We start from the raw sequence: 19,696 nt of genomic DNA, 5'->3' as shown, positions 1-19,696 counted from the left end.
GCCCGCTCCCACAGGTACAGTGTGAACCTTGTGGGAGCGGGCTTGCCCGCGATTGGTTTTAATAGACTGACTCCGACTCATGGACGCCACTTCGTGTGTTCTTGCCGCCACTGACTCAGTTCAATCACCTCAGCTCTGGGCTTCGTGATGTCGACCACCGGCGGTGTGTCATCGAACGGCATCGGGTAGGGCGCGAGCTCGATCTGTGCGCTGTGGGCGCCGAATTGGGTGATGGTGCCGGTGTGGCGGGTTTCGCCGGTCACGGTGAATTCGAAGTTATACACACGGGCCAGGCGCCGACGGCCGTTGGCGTCTTTAATGAAGGCGATCTTCTTCAAGGCTACGTTGCCGTCCAGCAGCTCGATCCGCAGCTTGGCGCAATGCTGCATGACCCGCTCCAGCGCGCGTTCGCGCAAGCCGTGGTTGTGCCACAACCACGCGCCACCAGTGGCGAGCAGCATCAGCACGAAGATATTTCCGAGGGTCAGCATCAACAGGGTGCTCCAACAAGATAGTGCCAGCTTAACTGTGTCTCCGGTCTGTCGTACAGGCTGCGTTTAGTCGCATACTGCGCGGCTCGAATTTCAATCGTTTGACGGAAAACTCACCGCATGAAACGTACGCCCCATGTGCTCGCCATCCAGTCCCACGTGGTGTTCGGCCACGCAGGCAACAGCGCCGCGGCTTTCCCGATGCAGCGGGTCGGGGTGAACGTCTGGCCGCTCAATACCGTGCAGTTCTCCAACCACACGCAATATGGCCAGTGGGCCGGGGAAGTGTTGCCTCCGCATCAGATTCCGGAATTGGTGGAAGGCATCGCGGCGATCGGTGAGCTAGGCAATTGCGACGCGGTGTTGTCCGGCTACCTTGGTAGCGCGGCCCAGGGCCGGGCGATTCTCGCGGGCGTGGAACGAATCAAATCGGTCAATCCCAAAGCGCTATACCTCTGCGACCCTGTGATGGGCCATCCGGAGAAGGGTTGCAGCGTACCGGCGGAGGTTAGCGATTTTCTGTTGGAAGAGGCGGCAGCGGTGGCCGACTTCATGTGCCCGAACCAGTTGGAGCTCAACAGCTTCTCGGGGCGTAAGGCGCAGTCATTGTTCGATTGCCTGGCCATGGCGCGGGCACTGCTGACGCGCGGTCCGAAGGCGGTGCTGGTCAAGCATCTCGACTATCCCGGCAAACCGGCGGATGGCTTCGAGATGTTGCTGGTGACCGCTGAAGGCAGCTGGCACCTGCGTCGGCCGCTGCTGGCGTTTCCGCGTCAGCCGGTCGGCGTTGGCGATCTGACTGCCGGGCTGTTCCTGGCGCGTGTGCTGCTGGGTGACAACCTGGTGAGCGCCTTCGAATTCACTGCGGCGGCGGTGCATGAAGTGCTGCTGGAAACCCAGGCTTGCGCCAGCTATGAGCTGGAACTGGTGCGGGCGCAGGACCGGATTGCCCATCCTCGGGTGCGGTTTGAGGCGACAGCGATCAGCCTCTGAGCTTCGCGTCGACCCCATTCGCGAGCAAGCCCGCTCCCACACTGGTTCTCTGTCGTACACGAAAACTGTGTGCGCTGAAAATCTATTGTGGGAGCGGGCTTGCTCGCGAAGACGATCTAATGAACACCGTCAAACTGACTGAACACCTCAGGCGTCGCCCTTGATGTCCTGATAACGCTTTTCCAGTTCCTGACGAATCTGCCGACGCTGCTGCGCCTGCATGTACCGACGCTTGTCTTCACTGTTCTGCGGTTGCAGCGGCGGGACTGCGGCCGGTTTGCGCTGGTCATCCACTGCGACCATGGTGAAGAAGCAGCTGTTGGTGTGGCGCACCGAGCGCTCGCGAATATTCTCGGTCACGACCTTGATGCCCACCTCCATCGAGGTGTTGCCGGTGTAGTTGACCGAGGCCAGAAAGGTCACCAGTTCGCCGACGTGAATCGGCTCGCGGAAAATCACCTGATCCACCGACAGGGTCACCACATAGCGGCCGGCATACCGGCTGGCGCAGGCGTAGGCCACTTCATCGAGGTATTTGAGCAGGGTGCCGCCGTGGACATTGCCAGAGAAGTTGGCCATGTCGGGGGTCATCAATACCGTCATCGACAGCTGGGCGTTTCCGGGTTCCATAACGTACTCACGGGTTCAAGGCAGGATTCGGGATTGCACCTCTGTGGGTGCTTGGTTTTTCAAACCAACAGTTATCGGGACGCCGTGCGGGGGGCCGCCGTCACGCCCGAATCGATCTGTTTCCATATATTGCACCGTCTTCCCGCCGGAAGTCGCGGTGTTACCCTTCAAAAGCCCACCCCAAGGAGCCATATGCCATGCATGCCATCAGCTTCATTCAGGATCTGGCAGTGATCATGCTGATCGCGGGTGTGGTGACCGTGCTGTTTCATCGTCTCAAACAACCGGTGGTACTCGGCTACATCGTCGCCGGTTTCATCATCGGCCCGCACACGCCGCCGTTCAGCCTGATCCACGACGAAGCAACCATCAAAACCCTCGCCGAACTCGGGGTGATTTTCCTGATGTTCTGCCTGGGCCTGGAGTTCAGCCTGCGCAAGCTGTTCAAGGTTGGCGCCACGGCGTTCATCGCGGCCTTCCTGGAAATCGTCCTGATGATCTGGATCGGCTATGAAATCGGCCGCTGGTTCGACTGGAATACCATGGATTCGCTGTTCCTCGGCGCGATCCTGGCGATTTCCTCGACCACCATCATCGTCAAGGCGCTCAACGACCTGAAGATGAAGAACGAGCGTTTTGCGCAGCTGATCTTCGGCGTATTGATCGTCGAAGACATCCTCGGCATCGGCATCATCGCGCTGCTGTCGAGCATCGCGGTCAGCGGCACCGTCAGTTCCGGCGAAGTGTTTTCCACGGTAGGCAAGCTTTCACTGTTCATGATTGTCGCACTGGTCATAGGCATTCTGCTGGTGCCCCGACTGCTGGCCTATGTGGCGAAATTCGACAGCAACGAGATGCTGCTGATCACCGTACTGGGCCTGTGTTTCGGCTTCTGCCTGTTGGTGGTCAAACTTGAATACAGCATGGTCCTCGGCGCGTTCCTGATTGGCGCGATCATGGCCGAATCGCGGCAATTGCTGAAGATCGAGCAGTTGATCGAGCCGGTTCGCGACTTGTTCAGTGCCATTTTCTTCGTCGCCATCGGCCTGATGCTTGACCCGATGATCCTGCTGCAATATGCGTGGCCAATCGCGGTGATCACCGTGGCCGTGGTGTTGGGCAAGATGCTGTCCTGCGGTCTCGGCGCCTTTATCGCCGGCAATGACGGGCGCACCTCACTGCGCGTGGGGATGGGGCTTTCACAGATTGGCGAATTCTCTTTCATCATCGCGGCGTTGGGCATGACGCTGCAGGTCACCAGCAACTTTCTCTACCCGGTGGCGGTGGCCGTCTCGGTGATCACCACGCTGTTGACGCCGTATCTGATTCGCGCGGCCGATCCTCTGTCGATCAAGCTTGCTGCAGTGATGCCGCAGCGTCTGAGCCGTGTGCTGGGGATGTATGGTGAATGGCTGCGCAGCATTCAGCCTCAGGGCGAGGGCGCACTGTTGGCGTCGATGATCCGGCGGATTCTATTGCAGGTAGGGGTCAATCTGGCGTTGGTGATTGCGATCTTTCTCTCGGGCGCGTTCTTCGCCGAACGCATGTCCGTTTACCTGCAAGACTGGATCAGCGATCCGAGCTGGCAGAAAGCGTTGATCTGGGGCGGGGCGTTGCTGTTGTCGCTGCCGTTTCTGATCGCCGCTTATCGCAAGCTCAAGGCGCTGTCGATGTTGCTGGCAGAGATGGGCGTGAAGCCGGAAATGGCCGGCCGCCACACACAGCGAGTGCGTCGGGTGATCGCCGAAGTGATCCCGATACTCTCGCTGTTAGTGATTTTCCTGCTGCTGGCAGCCTTGTCGGCCAGTATTCTGCCGACCAACAAGTTGCTGCTGCTGATTGTCATCGTCGCAGCCGCCGTAGTGGCGCTGCTCTGGCGCTGGTTCATCCGCGTGCATACGCGGATGCAGGTGGCCTTGCTGGAAACGCTGGACAATCACAAGGACTCGTCCGGGCATTGACCACTCGACGCATCAGGGTGGATCAGCTTTCCAGCCAGACGTCCCGCGCCCAGTGCCATACCGATTCCCAGGTTTCTTCGGCAATCAGCTCTTCTTCGGCCAGCCATAGCACCACGGTGCCGTCTTCTTCGACCAGGTAGTAATTGTCACCGTCCTGGCAGATCGGAATCATGCTGCGATCGACGCCCGCGTCCCAAGCGTTGGCGGCAACGTCTGGCAGGTAGGTGTGGGACTGCGGATCGGTGACGGTCACCGGCTCCAGACTGCCGTAGACCACGTCGCTGACGGTCAGCAAAAATTCTCTGAAGACGAACGGGATGTCGATGAACAGTTGTTCTTCGATCTCTACAATCTGATCTTCGTCAGGCAACTCCAAGGGGACCGGTACCGGTTCGTTGGCTTCACGCAGTTGTTCGATGATTTCTTCCACGTCCGGGATCCTCTTGCTTGATGGCGCGGTTTAGTTGGGGCGGTTTATACAGTAGCTCGCTATAGATGCAACCGCGAAATAGAAAACCCCAGCCGAGGCTGGGGTTTTATTACAACAGGTGAAGCGCGGGAAGTGATCAGCCGTTCTGGCGGATACCGGCCACCAGCCAAGGCTGGTTTTCGCCCTGTGGACGTTCCATGTTCCAGCTTTCGCTGAACACTTCGCCCTGGTCGAAACGCGAGGATTTCGACACGCCGCTGAAGGTCAGGGTGGCGATGGTCTTGTCCGCACGGTCATCAACGCCGTCCAGTTGTACCTGGAGGTTATCGATGTAGGTCGACTGGAAGCCGTCGCCCAGGTCGGCACGTTCGCGCTTGAGGAACTCCAGCAATTGCGGGGTCACGAACTCGGCGATCTTGTCCATTTCGTTGGCGTCCCAATGCTGCTGCAGGGACTGGAAGTGGTTGCGGGCCGCTTCAATGAAGTTGTTTTCATTGAACCAGACCGGAGCGTTGATCACCGGGCGAGCGGCAGCAGGTGCCGCCGAGCCGCCGAAGATCGAACCCATGGCTGTTGGTTTCTGTTCGAACACTTCACGCTGCATCGGCGCGCCGGCTGGAGCCATGTGCTCCTGCTGCTTGCGACGACGGGCGGCGATGAAGCGGAAGACCAGGAAGGCAATGACCGCCATGATCAGGATGTCGAAGATCTGCATGCCCTGGAAGCCGCCGCCCATGAACATGGAGGCTAGCAGGCCACCGGCCGCGATACCGGCCAGAGGGCCGAGCCAGCGCGAAGCACCGCCGGCTTTGGCGGCAGTGCCAGCGGCACCGGCCGCGCCCGCAGTGGCAGCAGCGCCGCCTGCAGCAGAAGAAGGAGCCATTTGGCTGGTCTGGTGAGTCGGCGCAGCGCCGGAGCTCTTGCCGCCACCAAAGCGCTTGGCGTTGGCGTCCAGGCTCATCGTCAGGCCGATGCACAACGCCATGGCGATGCTAAGAAAACGTTTCATAAAGGGAATTCCCATTTGTGGATGGCACGCGCGCCATGTTGCACAGCTGAAGTGTTACTGGCTAGCGGCAGAGTGTTTCGGGCTTTTGCCTGACAGGTTGTGTTCAGCTTCAGTCAGCGCAATAGGGCCTGTTGGTTTTGGCCTGTAGGACGAGTGGATGAGTTCTGTAGGAGTCAGGGTATCAACCTGTGGGAGCGGGCTTGCTCGCGAAGGCAGCACCTCGGTGTATCAGAGGCACCGCGTCATCGTTCTTCGCGAGCAAGCCCGCTCCCACAAAAAGCTCTCGGTTGCCTTTAAACCGCTTCCAGCTTGGCGTAACCCAGCATCAGCCACTTGCTGCCTTCGCTGAAGTTCACTTGCACCCGTGCCTGAGCGCCAGCGCCTTCGAAATTCAGGATCACACCATCGCCGAACACCGAATGCCGCACAGTCTGGCCGAGGCTGAAACCGGTGTCCGGGATCTCGCTGCCGCCGAACAGGCTGCTGGAGCTCTGCTGCTGGCCACCGCCGAACGGACGGCTGACGCTGTTGGACAGCCGCACTTCCTGGATCAGGCCTTTCGGCACTTCACGTACGAAACGCGACACCTTGTTGTAGGTCTCGCTGCCGTACAGGCGTCGGGTTTCAGCATAAGTCAGCACCAGATTCTGCATCGCCCGGGTGATACCGACATAGGCCAGACGACGTTCCTCTTCAAGACGGCCGGGTTCTTCCAGGCTCATCTTGTGGGGAAACAGGCCTTCTTCCATGCCCACCAGGAACACGTAAGGGAATTCCAGGCCCTTGGCGCTGTGCAGGGTCATCAACTGAATGCTGTCTTCGTGCTCGTCGGCCTGGGTGTCTCCGGCCTCCAGCGAGGCATGACCGAGGAACGCCGCCAATGGCGACTGCTCTTCATCCTCTTCCGGATTTTCGAAGTTGCGCGCGGCGCTAACCAATTCCTCAAGGTTTTCTACCCGGGCCTGGCCTTTCTCGCCTTTTTCCGCCTGGTGGTAGGCAATCAGCCCCGACTGCTCGATGACGGTTTGGGTCATCAGGTGCAGCGGCATTTCCAGGCACTTGGCGGCGAGATTCTCGATCAGCTCGATAAACGCGCCAAGGGCACCGGCAGCACGACCGGTCAGGCCCTTGTTCGCCACCAGCTGACGCATGGCTTCCCACATTGATACATCGCTGTGGCGCGCATGATCACGAATCGCTTCGACGGTTTTTTCGCCGATACCACGGGCCGGAACGTTGATCACCCGCTCCAGCGCCGCATCGTTGCCACGGCCTTCCAGCAAACGCAGGTACGCCATGGCGTTCTTGATTTCTGCCCGTTCGAAAAAGCGCTGACCGCCATAAATGCGGTACGGAATGCGTTCGCGCAGCAAGGCTTCTTCCAAAACGCGCGATTGGGCGTTGGAGCGGTACAAAATCGCGATATCGCTACGAGCCAAGCCGGTTTTTAGCGCGCTTTCAATGGTTTCAACCACGTAGCGTGCTTCATCGTGTTCGTTGAACGCAGCGTACAAATTGATCGCTTCGCCTTCGCCACCATCGGTCCACAACTCTTTGCCCATGCGCCCGGTATTGTTGGCGATCAGGGCGTTGGCGGCTTTGAGGATCCCGGCTGTGGAGCGGTAGTTTTGCTCCAGACGAATGATTTGGGCATCCGGGAAGTCGTCGGAATACTGATAAATGTTCTCGATTTTCGCGCCACGCCAGCCATAGATCGACTGATCGTCGTCGCCGACCACCATCAGGCTGTCGCCACCTTTGGCCAGCAGACGCAACCAGGCGTACTGCACGGCGTTGGTGTCCTGGAACTCGTCCACCAGAATGTGCCGGAAGCGCTTCTGATAGTGGGCGAGCAGGCCCGGGTTATCGCGCCACAGATCGAGGGCGCGCAGCAGCAGTTCAGAGAAGTCGATGACGCCGGCGCGCAGGCACGCGGCCTCGTAGGCTTCATAAATGCTGCGCATGGTCGCCAGGAACAGATCGCCGCTGGCTTGAATATGTTGCGGACGCAGACCTTCGTCTTTCTGCCCGTTGATGAACCATTGGGCCTGTCGGACCGGCCAGCGTTGTTCGTCCAGGCCCAGCTCGCGGATCACCCGCTTGACCAGCCGTTGCTGGTCGTCGCTGTCGAGAATCTGGAAGGTCTGGCTCAAGCCGGCTTCCTGCCAATGCGCCCGCAGCAAGCGGTGCGCCAGGCCGTGGAAGGTGCCGACCCACATGCCGGCCGGGTTGATACCCATCAGCTGCTCGATGCGATGACGCATCTCGGCAGCGGCCTTGTTGGTGAAGGTCACCGACAGAATGGAGTGGGGCGAGGCGTTTTCGACCTGGATCAACCAGGCGATACGGTGCACCAGCACTCGGGTTTTGCCGGAGCCAGCACCGGCCAGGACCAACTGACGACCCACGGAGGCAGCTACGGCCTGACGTTGGGCATCGTTGAGGGAGTTCAGCAGAAGGGAGAGATCATCGCGCATCGGGGCATTCTAGGGTGCGCCGCCACACCGGGCAAACCGAGCTTTGCATTAGCCGATGAAAGAAGCACCGATGACGACCGGTCGGTCACCGGCTGCAAGCATTGGCGGAGCTCGTCTGGCGGCTTTTTTACCGAGGCGGGCGGCTCGAACTTTCGTCTATTTTATGACCTTGGGCTGTTTGGTCCGGGCATTTGCTTGTGTATGCTCCGTCCACAATTCGGGCTCGCATGCTCACTATAAGAACAAGAACATTGCCTATGACCCTCAGCTCCGACCTGTCGGGCCCCTCTGTGGAGCCCCGGGTTATCCGCAAACAGTACGCCATGGAAATGGCGGTCGAACGCACGCGCCTGCTGTACCAAGGCTCGCTGTTGCCTACGCTGTTCATGCTGATCAACGGTCTGGTGTGCGCCGGTTTGCTCTGGAGCCCGCAGCGTTACTTCGTGGTCAGCGTCTGGTTGATCTGGCTATTGTCGTTGGTGGCGTTGCGGGTGATTCAGGTCGCGGCCTTCGATTCGGCGATTCCCAACCGTCAGGCCCATCCGGTCTGGCGTCGCATGTTCATGCTCGGCTCAGCCATGACTGGCCTGACCCTGGCCGGTGCCGGCATCGCGTTGGTGCCCGCTGACAATTTCATGCAGCAAGCCTGGGTGTTCGGCCTGATCGGCGCGGCGGCGCTCTCGGCCAGCGTCGCTTATGCCGTCAGCCTGCCGGCTTTTCTGTCCTTTACCTTGCCCTGTCTGTTGCCGGCCATCGGCTATCTGTTCTGGGGCGGGGATGAGCAGGAACAGGGCTGGGGCTGGTTTGGCCTGATTTTGCTGGGTTCGTTGAGCGTGGTCGCCTGGCAGGTCAATCGGCTGATTAACCAAGGGCTGCTGCGACGCTTTCAAAATCAGGCCCTGATCGAGCATTTGCAGCAGGCGCAAAGTCGTAGCGATCAGCTCAACCACGAGCTGGGCAAGGAAATCGACCAGCGTCGCCGCGCCGAAGACGAATTACGTGAAACTCAGGTCGACCTCGAAAACCGGGTCGCACAACGCAGTCTGGAGCTGGACGCCGCCAACCAGGCCTTGAGCAAAAGCGAAGCGCGGCTGGCGCTGGCGTTGAAGGCGAGCGAACTCGGGTTGTGGGACTGGAACCTGCAGACCGACGAAGTTCATCACACCCAACTCCAGGAACTGTTTGGCCTGGAGCCGGAATTCGTGACGGCGATGCTCCGCCACCTCAAGCCGAGGCTGCACCCCGACGACTTGCCATCGCTGAAGAGGGCGCTGGTCGAGCATTTGAAGGGGCGTAGCGAGGATTATCAGATCGAGTATCGGGTGCGACATGGCGATGGCCATTGGGTCTGGATCGAGGACCGTGGTCGAGCGGTTGAGCGCAGTGAAAACGGCCGGGTGATCCGCATGGTCGGCACCCGCCGCGACATCAGCGCCAGCAAGGGCCTGGAGCAACAGCGGCAACTGGCGGCGACGGTGTTTGAGGCTGCCAGCGAAGGCATTGTTATTCTGGACCCGAATTACGCGCTGATTGCCGTCAATCAGGCCTTCAGTCGGGTTACCGGCTATGACATCGATGACATGCTCGGACGCAACGTGGTCGAGTTGCCCTGCAGCCGCGATGCCCGCCGGCATTACGCGGCGATTCGTCAGGCGCTGGAGCAGGACGGTAGCTGGCAGGGCGAGCTGGTCGAAGCCCGCAAGAATGGCGAGCTGTATCCGCAATGGCTGCAACTGAATGCCGTGCGCGATACGCGGGGAAATGTGAGTCATATCGTCGGCTTCTTCGCCGATCTGTCCGCTCGGCGTGAATCCGAAGAACGTATGCGCTACCTCGCTCATTACGATGAACTCACGGGGCTGGCCAACCGTTCGTTGTTCCGCGAGCGGCTGCACGAGGCTCATCAACGTGGGCGCCAGGGCGGTCGTCGCAGTCTGGCGTTATTGCACATCAATCTGGACCGTTTCAAGCTGCTCAACGATAGCCTCGGCCACGAAATTGCCGATGAGTTGTTACAAAAAATGGCCCGACGGTTGGTCAATGCACTGCCGGAAGCGGACACTATCGCTCGGCTGTCCGGCGATGAATTTGCAGTGCTGTTCGATACCTACGGCAACCTGTCGAGCCTGGCGCGGGTGGCGACCCGACTGTCGACCAAACTGCGTTTGCCGCTCACCGTCGAGGGGCATGAATTGGTGATGAGCGCGTCCATGGGCATCAGCCTGTTGCCGGACACCGCGCGGGAGATTTCCGCGCTGGTCAGCCAGTCGAACATGGCCATGCAGCATGCCAAACACTTGGGCGGCAACAACTTCCAGTTCTATACAGACAGCCTGCAAGCCAGCACGCTCGAGCGTTTGCAGCTCGAGAACCAGTTGCGCAAAGCCATCGAAGAAAAGCAGTTGAACGTGTTTTATCAACCGAAACTCTGCCTCACCACCGGTCGGCTGAATGCCGCCGAGGCGTTGGTACGCTGGAGTCACCCGACCCTGGGCCAGGTACCGCCGGGTAACTTCATCGGTCTGGCCGAGGAAACCGGGTTGATCGGCGCTATCGGCGAGTTCGTTTTGCGTCAGGCTTGTTGGCAAGCGTGTGAGTGGCAGCGTCAGGGACTGGAGCCGATTCGCGTTTCGGTCAACCTGTCGGTGCATCAACTGCGTCAGGGAAAACTGGTTAGCCTGGTACGCCAGGTGCTGGAGGAAACCGGCCTGGCGCCACATTACCTGGAACTGGAGCTCACCGAGAGCCAGCTGTTGGATAGCGTCGAGCACATCATTGCGACCTTCCAGCAGTTGCGTGATCTTGGGGTGAAGCTGGCCATCGACGACTTTGGCACTGGCTATTCGTCCTTGAGCTATCTCAAGCGCATCCCCGTGGACTACGTGAAGATCGATCAGGCGTTTATTCGTGGTCTGGGGGAGAGCAGTGAGGATGCGGCGATCACCCGGGCGATCATCGCCATGGCGCATGGTTTGTCGCTGAAAGTGGTGGCTGAAGGTGTTGAGCGGCCGGAACAGCTGGAATTTCTGAAAGCCGAGCGTTGCGATGAAGTGCAGGGGTATTGGGTCAGCCGTCCGGTCGAGGCCACCGACCTGGCCGAGCTTTTACGTCGCGACGCCAACCCTTTGTAGCTGCAGGCTTCGCCAGCTGCTCCATGGGCCGAGAGGGCTACATGGAGCGCATGTCGCATGAAATGGGGACATTGAGTTACGCATTGAGCAGGCAAAATGCCGATTCATGTAGTATAACTACAAGCGTGCTACATCCCCGGCACCTGCCAATAACAAAGAGTCCGCCCCTTTGAATCTGCTGCAACACATCGCCCAGTCACGCCACCTGTTACGCAAGTCGGAGCTCAAGGTCGCCGACCACGTGCTGCTTGACCCTGCGGCGGTGATGCACAGTTCCATGGCCGACCTGGCCCACAGCGTGGGCATCAGCGAGCCGACCATCGTGCGGTTTTGCCGTGCCATCGGTTGCTCCGGGTTTCAGGATTTGAAGCTGAAACTGGCGCAGAGCCTGGCGGCTGGCGCGAGTTTCGGGCAGTTCGCGATCCATGAAGACGATTCGGTCGCCGACTACAGTCTGAAAATCTTCGACACCACCCTGCACACCCTGATGGAGGTTCGCGAGAAACTCGATCCGGTGGAGTTGCAGAGGGCGGTGTCGCTCATGTCTCAGGCCCAGCGTGTCGAGTTTTATGGATTCGGTGCTTCGGGCGCAGTGGCGGCGGATGCCCAGCACAAATTTTTCCGTTTACTGCTGACTGCAGCGGCGTATTCCGACCCGCACATGCAGGCGATGTCGGCGGTTACCTTGAAGCCGAGCGACGTGGCGATCTGTATTTCCCAGTCGGGGCGTTCCAAGGACCTGTTGATCACTGCCAATCTGGTGCGAGAGAGCGGCGCTTCGTTGATCACGTTGTGCCCGAGCCAGACGCCGTTGGCCGAGCTGTCGACTGTCAACCTGGCGATCGATGTGCACGAAGATACTGAAATCTACACGCCGCTGACGTCGCGCATTGCGCACCTGGTGGTGATCGATGTGCTGGCGATGGGCGTGGCCATGGCCCGCGGTCCGAGCCTGGTCAATCACCTCAAGAGCGTCAAACGCAGTCTTCGCAGCTTGCGGCTGTCGCCCAAGTCAGTAAAAGCCCTCGACGATTGAGCCCGATCTGACATTGCCGGAAGGTCGTTCCGACCTTTTCGCGGGCAAGCCCGCACCCACAAGGATTGGCTGTGTTGCACAGAATGAGTGAACACCACCGGTCCCTGTGGGAGCGGGCTTGCCCGCGAAGGCGTCCTCAAAAACATCCGTGTCACTGCCAATGTTCACACTGCTGTAACCCTTCTGCCGCCAAACCGTCATCCCTCGCACCTATCTTGTAACTCCCGTACTCGCCTTGGGAGACTCGAAATGGCTCAGTCCTACGAAGAACGCAACAGCGCCGTCAAAACCCGTCGTCAGCAAGAAGATCAGCGCCGCATGGAATTTCGCCGCGCCATCGAAGACCGCTGCGAACGCCGTCAGCTTCTGGCGGAAATTGGCGAATTTCCTGACGACCTCGAACTCAATTACTGGCAGGCAGCTCCCGTAACTTCCCGTCGAAACGCTCAACCAGGGCGCTGATCTGCATCCGCTCGCTGCGGATAAACGCAAGGAATGCGTGCGCCACCGGTGACAGCCGTTTGGCTTTTGCCTGCACCAGGCACCAACTGCGATACAGCGGCAGCTCTTCGACGGGCAACTCAATCAATCCGCCTGTTGCCAATTCAAGGTTCAGGGCATGGCGCGTCAACAGCGCCAGGCCCAGACCCGCGAGCACGCATTCACGCTGGGCTTCGGCCGATGAGACTTCTTGGGTCTGGTTGAAGTGCACGCGCTTTTCTTTGAAATACTCTTCGCAGGCTAATCGCGTACCGGAGCCGGATTCGCGCAATAGCAGTGTGTAGGGCTCCAGATCCTGCAAGCGCAGTGGGCCCATGTGGCACAGCGGATGATCCGGTGGTGCTACGGCGACAATTGGGTTGTTGAGAAATGGCAAGAACTCCAGCCCCATGTCCTGCGGCACCATGGACATGATCACCAGATCGTCGCGGTTGTCGGAGAGGCGCCGGATCACCTGCCCACGGTTGACCACCGTCAGTTGCAGATTCACTTCCGGGTGCTGGCGCTTGAAGGCGGCAAACAGGTGCGGCACGAAATACTTGGCGCTGGATTCCACCGCCAGTTTCAGCTGACCCTGCAACGAGCCTTGCATGTCCGACAGCTGCATATCGAGGTTTTCCAGGCGCCCGAAAATGTCCCGGCTGGCGCGCTGCAGTGCTTCGGCCGCCTCGGTCATGTAGAGTTTTTTGCCGACGTAATCGAACAAAGGTTGGCCGATCAGCTCTTCGAGTTGACGAATCTGTAGGCTCACGGCAGGTTGTGTGAGAGACATTTCGTCGGCCGCGCGGCTGTAGGACCTTAAGTCGCACACCTCATTGAAGATCTGCAATTGACGCAACGTCATACGCATCAATGACTTACGCATTTTCTAGAGACCCTGAGCGGAGGCTGATGCTTCAACTATAAGTCTTTGCTTATGTGTAACCCAATTATTATTCATTTTTGTTAATCCCTTGCGCGGGCTAGTGTGGAGCTGCGACTGAATTGAAACATTTGGTCACGCGTCGACCTGGTTTGACAGGTCGTGGGTACCACCGGCTCAAGGGAACCTCCAAGTGATAAAAAAGATCCTGATCGCCAACCGTGGTGAGATTGCCGTACGAATCGTGCGTGCCTGCGCCGAAATGGGCATTCGCTCGGTCGCGATCTATTCCGACGCCGATCGCCATGCCTTGCATGTGAAGCGTGCGGACGAGGCCCACAGCATCGGTGCCGAGCCACTGGCCGGCTACCTGAATGCGCGCAAGCTGGTGAATCTGGCGGTAGAAACCGGTTGCGATGCGCTGCATCCCGGCTACGGCTTCCTCTCGGAAAACGCTGAACTGGCAGATATATGCGCCGAGCGCGGCATCAAGTTCATCGGTCCATCGGCTGAAGTGATTCGCCGCATGGGCGACAAGACTGAAGCCCGTCGCAGCATGATCAAGGCTGGCGTACCCGTCACCCCGGGGACCGAAGGCAACGTCGCGGATATCGCGGAAGCCTTGATCGAAGGCGACCGCATCGGTTATCCGGTGATGCTCAAGGCGACTTCCGGTGGCGGTGGCCGTGGTATCCGTCGCTGCGACAGCCGAGAAGAACTTGAACAAGCATTCCCGCGGGTCATTTCCGAAGCCACCAAGGCCTTCGGTTCGGCGGAAGTGTTCCTGGAAAAATGCATCGTCAATCCGAAACACATCGAAGCGCAGATTCTCGGCGACAGTTTTGGCAACGTGGTGCACCTGTTCGAGCGTGATTGCTCGATCCAGCGTCGCAACCAGAAGCTGATCGAGATCGCTCCGAGCCCGCAACTGACCCCGGAACAGCGCGCCTACATCGGCGACCTGTCGGTGCGTGCGGCCAAGGCTGTGGGCTACGAGAACGCCGGCACCGTGGAGTTCCTGCTCGCCGAGGGCGAGGTGTACTTCATGGAAATGAACACCCGGGTGCAGGTGGAACACACCATCACCGAAGAAATTACTGGCATCGACATTGTTCGCGAGCAGATTCGCATCGCCTCCGGCCTGCCGCTTTCGGTGAAACAGGAAGACATCCAGCACCGCGGTTTCGCGCTGCAATTCCGGATCAACGCCGAAGACCCGAAAAACAACTTCCTGCCGAGCTTCGGCAAGATCACCCGTTACTACGCGCCCGGCGGTCCCGGCGTGCGCACCGACACAGCGATCTATACCGGCTACACCATTCCACCGTTCTACGACTCGATGTGCCTGAAACTGGTGGTCTGGGCGCTGACCTGGGAAGAGGCGATGGACCGTGGCTTGCGAGCTCTGGACGACATGCGTCTGCAAGGGGTCAAGACCACCGCCGCGTACTACCAGGAAATCCTGCGTAACCCGGAATTCCGTAGCGGCCAGTTCAACACCAGCTTCGTTGAAAGCCACCCTGAACTGACCAACTACTCGATCAAGCGCAAACCCGAAGAGCTGGCCCTGGCCATCGCCGCCGCCATCGCCGCCCACGCAGGCCTGTGAGGAATATTCCAATGTCCAAGAAAATCCACGTTACCGACACAATCCTGCGCGACGCCCACCAATCGCTGCTCGCCACCCGCATGCGCACCGAAGACATGCTGCCGATCTGCGACAAGCTCGACAAAGTCGGCTACTGGTCGCTGGAATGCTGGGGCGGCGCGACCTTCGACGCCTGCGTACGCTTCCTGAAAGAAGACCCGTGGGAGCGTCTGCGCCAACTGCGCGCGGCATTGCCTAACACCCGTCTGCAAATGCTCCTGCGGGGCCAGAACCTGCTGGGCTACCGCCACTACAGCGACGACGTGGTCAAAGCCTTCGTTGCCAAGGCTGCGGTCAACGGTATCGACGTGTTCCGCATCTTCGACGCGATGAACGACGTGCGTAACCTGCGAGTTGCCATCGAAGCCGTGAAAGCCGCCGGCAAACACGCTCAAGGCACCATCGCTTACACCACCAGCCCGGTGCACACCATCGAGGCTTTCGTGGCGCAAGCCAAGCAAATGGAAGCCATGGGTTGCGACTCCGTGGCGATCAAGGACATGGCCGGCCTGCTGACCCCGTACGCCACAGGCGAACTGGTCAAGGCATTGAAATCCGAGCAATCGCTGCCCGTGTTCATTCACTCGCACGACACCGCCGGCATGGCCACCATGTGCCAACTCAAGGCCATCGAGAACGGTGCCGATCACATTGACACCGCGATCTCCAGTTTCGCTTCCGGCACTAGCCACCCAGGCACTGAATCGATGGTCGCTGCCCTTAAAGGCAGCGAATACGACACCGGCCTGAACCTGGAGCTGTTGCAGGAAATCGGCTTGTACTTCTACGCCGTGCGCAAGAAGTACCACCAGTTTGAAAGCGAATTCACCGCGGTCGACACGCGCGTTCAAGTCAACCAGGTACCGGGCGGGATGATTTCCAACCTGGCCAACCAGTTGAAAGAGCAGGGCGCCCTGAACCGCATGAGCGAAGTGTTGGCGGAAATCCCGCGCGTTCGCGAAGACCTCGGCTTCCCGCCTCTGGTGACGCCGACCTCGCAGATTGTTGGCACCCAAGCGTTCTTCAACGTGCTGGCCGGCGAGCGCTACAAGACCATCACCAACGAAGTGAAGCTCTACCTGCAAGGCGGCTACGGCAAAGCGCCGGGCACCGTGAACGAAAAACTGCGTCGTCAGGCGATCGGCAGCGAAGAAGTGATCGACGTGCGTCCGGCTGACCTGCTCAAGCCGGAAATGACCAAGCTGCGTGCCGAAATTGGCGCCGTGGCCAAGTCTGAAGAAGACGTGCTGACTTACGCCATGTTCCCGGACATCGGCCGCAAGTTCCTCGAAGAACGCGCAGCCGGCACCCTCACACCAGAGGTGCTGTTGCCAATTCCGGAAGCGGGCGGCGTGGCGTCGGCCGGCGGTGAAGGCGTGCCGACCGAGTTCGTCATCGATGTCCACGGCGAAACCTACCGCGTCGACATCACCGGTGTCGGCGTCAAGGCTGAAGGCAAGCGTCACTTCTACCTGTCTATCGACGGCATGCCGGAAGAAGTGGTGTTCGAACCGCTCAACGAATTCGTCAGCGGTGGCAGCAGCAAGCGCAAGCAAGCCACTGCACCGGGCCACGTCAGCACCACCATGCCGGGCAACATCGTCGACGTGCTGGTCAAGGAAGGCGACACCGTGAAAGCCGGCCAAGCCGTGCTGATCACCGAAGCGATGAAGATGGAAACCGAAGTCCAAGCGGCCATCGCCGGTAAAGTCACCGCCATCCACGTGGCCAAGGGCGACCGGGTGAACCCGGGCGAGATTCTGATCGAGATCGAAGGCTGAGTTAACAGCCTCGATATACCGTTTTAAACCTCGGGGGGGCATGTGCTCCCCTTTTTTTTCGCCCGGAGTTTGTGGCTGTTAGAAACTCATTCGCCACTGACCCGTGACGCCGTGGTTTCGGCTGTCGGTGCCGATCTCGCCAGTGAGGCCGACGCCCAGGGTGTGTTTTGCTGACAATCCAAGGTCCAGCCCTGCATCGAGTATCAAGCTGTCACGGTCAAGTGGCGCGCCGGAAACGGTGAAGTTTTTTCCGCCCGTAACCAATCGTTGACGGGTATAGCTGTAGACGTCCCCGTAAGTGTGTTTCCAGCCGGCACTGAACCGCGGCGTCAGTTGCATGCCGTTATCCAGAGTGTTGAGCTTCGCCAGCCGCAGGCCGAATGTGCTGTTCAAATTGTTCTGCGTTTGACCGTGTACCTTCAGTGCCGCTGCGCCACCTTTTTCCGTGTAAGTGTCGCGCTGATAGCGTTGGTATCCCAGGCTGGCAAACGGTTCGATGCTGACGTTCGCCCGCCCCAGGTTGTAACCCAATTCCGCAAAGGCCTGCTGGGTGTTGGCATCGTAACGGCCTTCAGGGCGGTCGCTGAAACCTTTGAAGGCAACCCGGCGTTTAGTGCTGCCGTCGTGACTGCTATAGGTCGCGCCGAGGCGCAGGGACATTGGTCCGTTTTGACGTAGGGCATAAGCTCCCAAATGCCAGCTGTCCAGATCGCCGTCGAGTCCACGGCTATCCAGACGCGTTTCGGATTTGCCGCCCATCACTCCGATGCGCCATTCCTCATCAACTCCCCAATCTGCGCCCAAAACCAGACCTTGGGTGGAGTGTTGCAGGGGGTCATGGTCGCGATCCAGCGTCCCGCCATGACCCAGCACTTGCAGCCAGACTCGGCCATTGTCTTCACTGCCGGCGGCCAGGCGTGGTGCATTGCGCTTGGTGGAATTGGCGTAGCTACTGGCGCTGTCCAGCTGACGCATGGCCGAGAGCATGGTCGCGCTGATTGGACTGTCACTGTTCAGGGTCGCTTTCGCAAGGTTAGCGTTGTTGCCGCCGGCCAGCTGTTCGATGGCAACAGATGCCGTCTGTTTGTCAGCGCTGAGCAGGGCTGCGACAGCAGCGTTTGTGGGGCGGGATGCCTTTGGCACTGTGGCGACGGAATTGGTAGCAGGGGGTGGAGTTGAAGCTGTGAGGGGCTTGTCGGTGGTAGGTGGCGTTGCGGCAGTCGAAGGTTTTTCAGCGGTAGTTGTCGGTGTGGAGACCGGAACGGATGTGTCGACATTTGCAGGTGGATTCGGAGCTTCAGCGACGGTGGGTGCTTGAGGTATGTCCTTCGGCTCTTCAATGCTTTGGGCGGCTTCCCTCCCGTTATCCGTGGTTGCGACACTCTCCATCTTCACATCGTTACGGACGAAGATCAGGTCGACAGTCTTTTCTTCGTATTTGAGCTTGGGCGTTAAGAAGGCAAGGTTGTTGAGGACTTTCCCAAACACCCCTTCGACTTTATTGGCAATAAGGATGTTGTTTTCGCTGATTAGCGGGTATTCACCCGGTGCTGCAACGATGTTCAGTGTGGAGCCGCCAAGGCTGGCGGTGCCATCGACTATTATCGTTTCACTTTTGCGGTCGGCATTGACCTCGTAGGTTAGCTCGGCAGTTTTTGAGAGATCCAAGTTACCTTTAACTGTCGGTGCGCCGTGCAAACTGTCGACAGAAAGCTTTCCGTTTACCTTCAGGGAACCCGTTAAACCGTTGCCCGCGAAAGCACCTTTTTCATTGATGACGACGTCTCCGTCGATAGTTCCTGGGTTGTTCAGGGTGCCTCCTGATTGCACGGTCGCTCCGCCGCCAATCTTTCCGTTGTTGACAAGCGTTCCTTGGGTCAACGCCCCACCCTGGATATGTCCATTATTTATTAGCGTTGCTTTTGGACGTATCAAGACACCGGTATTGAAATCACCGGAACCATTGATGGTCCAAGTGCTTCGTTTGAGCTCCAGGCCTTCAAAACGACGACTCTCGCCTAACGTGCCACCGCTGGCGGTATCGAGTTGCAGGAAGTTGATACCGCCACCACCGTCGATAAATCCGGAAAGGACTCCGCGGCCAGACACAATGACCAGGTCATCTCCATCGCCGAATGTCCGATCAGTACCATCCGCTGCTTTGTTGATGGGAATCTTGTTGGTGGTGGGGGCATTTATAAATGCGTCCAGCGCCGCTATGAGCTGCTCCGGCGTTGCATCCGAAGGAATGGTGTCATCGATGGATACTTGCTGGGCAAGCGAAAATTCAGCGCACCCCAGCGCAAGCGCAATGGCCAGCGCCAGGTGTTTTGGTCGGTATTTATGTTGAACGGACATCGAATTCGGCCTCTGTTGATAGGAGGCCAAACTCTAAGAGGCAGGCTATAGGTGCCGATGTCAGCTGCTTCCCGCAGGCTTGCGGGGGTTGTCAGAAGGTTGTGTAGAAAATTGCCAGCCTCCTGAGGAAGGCTGTTTTTACCTGTTCGAGCTGACGCTTTTTCTTACAACAAATCGAGACATGGTCGGCTATCGCAACTCGGAAACTCATCTGCCACTGACTGGTCAACCCAGCCTCCGTCTGTTGCTGCCGATACCAATATTGGTTCGAATCTGCATTATTTTGCGTGTTTTCTACATAAGGTTGAGTTCATGTGCATTTTATTGCGCATGGATACGATGCCCGGTGACTATAAATGCACTATATTGCAGTTCTAGTGCCCGCTAC

General features: G+C 58.9%; 14 protein-coding genes. 7 read left to right on the top strand and 7 right to left on the bottom strand.

Annotation, left to right across the window (positions count from 1 at the left end):
- Positions 1–77: 77 nt before the first annotated feature.
- Positions 78–491, bottom strand: coding sequence for a DUF3301 domain-containing protein (locus ACZ3HH_RS20455; RefSeq protein ID WP_123720134.1), 414 nt, complete (start codon positions 489–491; stop codon positions 78–80).
- A 120-nt stretch (positions 492–611) separates the two neighbouring features.
- Between ACZ3HH_RS20455 and pdxY the strand changes: the two genes are divergently transcribed.
- Positions 612–1,484 (top strand): pyridoxal kinase PdxY, encoded by an 873-nt coding sequence (gene pdxY / locus ACZ3HH_RS20450; protein ID WP_465807128.1) that lies wholly within the window; start codon positions 612–614, stop codon positions 1,482–1,484.
- A 147-nt stretch (positions 1,485–1,631) separates the two neighbouring features.
- Here the strand turns inward: pdxY and ACZ3HH_RS20445 are convergent, their stop codons facing one another.
- Positions 1,632–2,114, bottom strand: coding sequence for an acyl-CoA thioesterase (locus tag ACZ3HH_RS20445; RefSeq protein WP_007896533.1), 483 nt, complete (start codon positions 2,112–2,114; stop codon positions 1,632–1,634).
- 197 nt (positions 2,115–2,311) lie between these two features.
- Here ACZ3HH_RS20445 and ACZ3HH_RS20440 point away from each other — a divergent pair, with 197 nt between their 5' ends.
- On the top strand, positions 2,312–4,075 hold the full coding sequence (locus ACZ3HH_RS20440) for a cation:proton antiporter (protein ID WP_465807126.1): 1,764 nt from the start codon (positions 2,312–2,314) through the stop codon (positions 4,073–4,075).
- A gap of 22 nt (positions 4,076–4,097) precedes the next feature.
- Here ACZ3HH_RS20440 and ACZ3HH_RS20435 read toward each other — a convergent pair whose 3' ends face one another.
- The 3 genes from ACZ3HH_RS20435 to uvrD form a co-directional block, all read right to left on the bottom strand.
- The gene (locus ACZ3HH_RS20435; protein WP_008007803.1) at positions 4,098–4,505 is read right to left on the bottom strand and encodes an SMI1/KNR4 family protein; all 408 of its coding nucleotides are present in this window, start codon (positions 4,503–4,505) and stop codon (positions 4,098–4,100) included.
- Between the two features lie 136 nt (positions 4,506–4,641).
- Positions 4,642–5,514: a Tim44 domain-containing protein gene (locus ACZ3HH_RS20430; protein ID WP_465807123.1), complete on the bottom strand. Its 873-nt coding sequence runs from the start codon at positions 5,512–5,514 to the stop codon at positions 4,642–4,644.
- A gap of 293 nt (positions 5,515–5,807) precedes the next feature.
- Positions 5,808–7,991, bottom strand: coding sequence for a DNA helicase II (gene uvrD, locus ACZ3HH_RS20425; RefSeq protein ID WP_465807121.1), 2,184 nt, complete (start codon positions 7,989–7,991; stop codon positions 5,808–5,810).
- 257 nt (positions 7,992–8,248) lie between these two features.
- Here uvrD and ACZ3HH_RS20420 point away from each other — a divergent pair, with 257 nt between their 5' ends.
- The 3 genes from ACZ3HH_RS20420 to ACZ3HH_RS20410 all read left to right on the top strand — a co-directional run bounded on the left by ACZ3HH_RS20420 (position 8,249) and on the right by ACZ3HH_RS20410 (position 12,620).
- Entirely contained in the window at positions 8,249–11,122 is a 2,874-nt protein-coding gene (locus ACZ3HH_RS20420; protein ID WP_465807119.1) for an EAL domain-containing protein, read from the top strand.
- A gap of 169 nt (positions 11,123–11,291) precedes the next feature.
- Positions 11,292–12,158, top strand: coding sequence for a transcriptional regulator HexR (hexR, locus tag ACZ3HH_RS20415; protein WP_007896526.1), 867 nt, complete (start codon positions 11,292–11,294; stop codon positions 12,156–12,158).
- A gap of 249 nt (positions 12,159–12,407) precedes the next feature.
- On the top strand, positions 12,408–12,620 hold the full coding sequence (locus ACZ3HH_RS20410; protein ID WP_465807116.1) for a PA3496 family putative envelope integrity protein: 213 nt from the start codon (positions 12,408–12,410) through the stop codon (positions 12,618–12,620).
- On the opposite strand, the gene ACZ3HH_RS20405 is transcribed toward ACZ3HH_RS20410, so the two are convergent.
- A complete protein-coding gene (locus ACZ3HH_RS20405; RefSeq protein ID WP_095052338.1) occupies positions 12,562–13,524 on the bottom strand; it encodes a LysR family transcriptional regulator in 963 nt (320 codons plus the stop codon). The genes ACZ3HH_RS20410 and ACZ3HH_RS20405 overlap by 59 nt on opposite strands.
- 190 nt (positions 13,525–13,714) lie before the next feature.
- Here ACZ3HH_RS20405 and ACZ3HH_RS20400 point away from each other — a divergent pair, with 190 nt between their 5' ends.
- Both ACZ3HH_RS20400 and oadA read left to right on the top strand, forming a co-directional pair.
- A complete protein-coding gene (locus ACZ3HH_RS20400) occupies positions 13,715–15,130 on the top strand; it encodes an acetyl-CoA carboxylase biotin carboxylase subunit (RefSeq protein WP_008156643.1) in 1,416 nt (471 codons plus the stop codon).
- 11 nt (positions 15,131–15,141) lie between these two features.
- On the top strand, positions 15,142–16,950 hold the full coding sequence (oadA, locus tag ACZ3HH_RS20395; RefSeq protein WP_465807113.1) for a sodium-extruding oxaloacetate decarboxylase subunit alpha: 1,809 nt from the start codon (positions 15,142–15,144) through the stop codon (positions 16,948–16,950).
- 78 nt (positions 16,951–17,028) lie between these two features.
- Here the strand turns inward: oadA and ACZ3HH_RS20390 are convergent, their stop codons facing one another.
- The gene (locus ACZ3HH_RS20390) at positions 17,029–19,308 is read right to left on the bottom strand and encodes an autotransporter outer membrane beta-barrel domain-containing protein (protein WP_465807111.1); all 2,280 of its coding nucleotides are present in this window, start codon (positions 19,306–19,308) and stop codon (positions 17,029–17,031) included.
- Positions 19,309–19,696: the final 388 nt, after the last annotated feature.

It is taken from the genome of Pseudomonas sp. PME37.24/025 (assembly GCF_055556615.1).
The sequence above is the reverse complement of the archived record's forward strand: the minus strand, read 5'-3'. Positions and strand labels throughout refer to the sequence as shown.

Coding starts and splice junctions, on each gene's coding strand:
- ACZ3HH_RS20455 (WP_123720134.1), bottom strand. CDS start 491: ATGCTGACCCTCGGAAATATCTTCGTGCTGATGCTGCTCGCCACTGGT.
- pdxY (WP_465807128.1), top strand. CDS start 612: ATGAAACGTACGCCCCATGTGCTCGCCATCCAGTCCCACGTGGTGTTC.
- ACZ3HH_RS20445 (WP_007896533.1), bottom strand. CDS start 2,114: ATGGAACCCGGAAACGCCCAGCTGTCGATGACGGTATTGATGACCCCC.
- ACZ3HH_RS20440 (WP_465807126.1), top strand. CDS start 2,312: ATGCATGCCATCAGCTTCATTCAGGATCTGGCAGTGATCATGCTGATC.
- ACZ3HH_RS20430 (WP_465807123.1), bottom strand. CDS start 5,514: ATGAAACGTTTTCTTAGCATCGCCATGGCGTTGTGCATCGGCCTGACG.
- uvrD (WP_465807121.1), bottom strand. CDS start 7,991: ATGCGCGATGATCTCTCCCTTCTGCTGAACTCCCTCAACGATGCCCAA.
- ACZ3HH_RS20420 (WP_465807119.1), top strand. CDS start 8,249: ATGACCCTCAGCTCCGACCTGTCGGGCCCCTCTGTGGAGCCCCGGGTT.
- ACZ3HH_RS20410 (WP_465807116.1), top strand. CDS start 12,408: ATGGCTCAGTCCTACGAAGAACGCAACAGCGCCGTCAAAACCCGTCGT.
- ACZ3HH_RS20405 (WP_095052338.1), bottom strand. CDS start 13,524: ATGCGTAAGTCATTGATGCGTATGACGTTGCGTCAATTGCAGATCTTC.
- oadA (WP_465807113.1), top strand. CDS start 15,142: ATGTCCAAGAAAATCCACGTTACCGACACAATCCTGCGCGACGCCCAC.
- ACZ3HH_RS20390 (WP_465807111.1), bottom strand. CDS start 19,308: ATGTCCGTTCAACATAAATACCGACCAAAACACCTGGCGCTGGCCATT.